Genomic DNA, 2,573 nt, shown 5'->3' with positions numbered 1-2,573 from the left:
AATTTGAGTTTAACAAAGGGGGTTTCTTTTTTCTACTCATAGCTATAAGCTTTTTAGAACCACGGGCATAGCCCGTGGTATTCGTTACACAAAAATTGCTTAATATCACTTCGATCATTAAGCTTTTTAGTACAATAAATAATTTGACTAATTTAAAACTTAACCAGCTAATCTTTATTTTTTCCTTGCAAGTTTAAAATCTGTTTACATTCAATACCTTCAAATATATCCTTAGTCCTTCTATTTTTCTCATCATTAGGAACTTTCTTTGTATTTAAAACAGATTGTAACATACCTAATGCTTTTTCCACATCATCAATCGTTGTCTTTTTATTAGTGGTGCTCTTGATTTCTAAAAATCTCTTTTTCACGCTTCTATAAGGTTCAACTACGCCTGCATTATATTGATTATTATCCCAATTATAATTTTGCATACAAATAGAATTTGCTAAACATCTTTTAATTATTAGTAAAACCTCTTCATTATTTAAATAATTTACATCATCATCATCATCCAATGAAAATGATTTGACATGTGGTGATATTTTTTTGACCATTTTCTTCAAAATTATATTAGGTCCAATTTCTATAAATGATTCAACTCCATGATTAATTATATATTCAATAGAATTCTTCCAATAAACAGGGATAATCATTTGTAAAGGTAATAGATCAGCTATTTCTGTAGCACTCTTATATGGTAAGGCTGTAACGTTTGATATAACTGGTATAGAAATATCATTAAATTTATATTTTTTTAATTCTTCTTTAAACTTATCAGAAGCTTCGTTCATTAATGGACTATGAAATCCGCCACTTACTTTAAGTACATTTATACGCGCGCCTATACTCTTTAATTCTTCTGCTGCAGATTTAACTGAATTAGTGTGCCCAGATATAACATACTCTTTATTAGTGTTATAATTAGAAATAACAACTATACCATCTTTTTTACTATTTTTTCTACATATGTCTTCAATATATTCACCATCGATATCCCGCACTGCAATCATAATTCCATTTCCATCTGCAGCTAAGTTCATTAGTCTTCCTCTTTCTCTAACAAGTTTTACTGCATCTGCAAAATCTATCGCACCTGCACATGTTAGTGCAGATATCTCCCCTAAACTATGTCCTGCAAAAAAAGATGGCTTAACTCTACCTTTACTCATATAAGTCCTGTACATCGCTGTTGATACAGTTAATATAGCTGGTTGAGTATTTTCAGTTTTTGACAGTTCACTCATATCACCTTCCATACACAGTTTTAAAATATCAAACCCTAAAACCTCTCCTGCTTCTTCAAATGTATGTTTTGCTATTGAATAGTTATTGCATATACTTTTACACATTCCAACATACTGGGATCCCTGTCCTGAAAATAATAATGCATTGTTATCCATTTATTAAATCTCCTTAATTCATATTTTCTATTTATGCTCATTTTAAAATCAAATCTTTATTGTCATTATTTTAAAATTCTTACTTCACTCTATGATTTTCTCAAAGCAGAAGTCCCCATCTAATGAAGTTAACTCATCCTCACCATTAACTTCTTGTACTATTTCTTTGTTAAATATACTTCTTAATAATACATTCTCATCATGAGAAATGATTTTAAGTATTTCTATAAGATCATCTCTCATAATTTCAATAGTATCTCTTTCAAACAATTTCTTACAATAATCTAAGTTTAACACAATATTGTAATTTTCCTGCACACATAAACTTAAGTCAAATTTTGCAGTTTTACTTTTAGGATTATAAGACTTTAATACAAGTCCTCTTAATTTAATATAACTACTCTCCATATTCAATGTATTAAACATTATATCGAATATTAAATTTCTACTTTGATCTCTCTTTAAATTTAACCCTTCTACTAGAGCTTCTATTTGATAATTTTGATTTTCATAAGCCATTAAAGAATTTTCTTTTACTTCATTCAGAAAATCTATATACCTTTTATCTTCTTTTGGTTTGTTTCTTAAAGCTAATGTATTTACAAACATCCCCATTATATTATGAAGCTCTGCATGAGGTCTTCCTGCTATTGGAGTTCCTATAACTATATCTTCTTGTCCACTATACTTAGCTAGAAGTATATTAAATGCTGATAATAGCACCATGTGCATTGTTGTTCCTGTCTTCTTAGTAAGTTCTTTTAACTCACTTGTTAAACTCTTATCTATTTCAAAACTTACACTATCACCTTCAAAACTTTGAATAGCAGGTCTTTCATAGTCATATGGTAAGTTTAATACTGGTATCTCATCATTAAACATGTTCATCCAATATTCTTCTTGCTTCTTCATTTCTTCTGACTTTAAGAAATTATTTTGCCATGCTGAAAAATCTTTATATTGAAGCTTTAATGGTTCTAAATATCCCCCATTATATATCGTAGCAAATTCATTTATTAAAATACTCATAGACACTCCATCAGATATTATGTGATGCATATCTATTAATAAACAGTTTTTACCTTGAGTTTCTACTATTTCAATTCTAAATAATGGTGCTTTTCCTAAATCAAAAGGTTTAATAAAGTCATTAGCTATTTCCTCTATATC

The 2,573-nt window shown here is 28.8% G+C and carries 2 protein-coding genes; both read right to left on the bottom strand.

From position 1 onward, the window contains the following. Nucleotides 1–167: 167 nt before the first annotated feature. Complete coding sequence (fabD, locus tag BM119_RS19340; protein WP_090043331.1) at nt 168–1,403, bottom strand: ACP S-malonyltransferase; 1,236 nt, start codon at nt 1,401–1,403, stop codon at nt 168–170. Nucleotides 1,404–1,487: 84 nt separating this feature from the next. Then, a partial coding sequence (locus BM119_RS19335) for a condensation domain-containing protein (RefSeq protein WP_242948480.1) occupies nt 1,488–2,573 on the bottom strand: 1,086 nt, incomplete at its 5' end.

This window comes from Clostridium frigidicarnis (assembly GCF_900111985.1).
Lineage (GTDB): Bacteria > Bacillota > Clostridia > Clostridiales > Clostridiaceae > Clostridium_Z > Clostridium_Z frigidicarnis.
The sequence above is the reverse complement of the archived record's forward strand: the minus strand, read 5'-3'. Positions and strand labels throughout refer to the sequence as shown.

What these genes read in the sequence shown, in the direction of transcription:
- fabD (WP_090043331.1), bottom strand. Translation starts at nt 1,403, where the DNA reads ATGGATAACAATGCATTATTATTTTCAGGACAGGGATCCCAGTATGTT.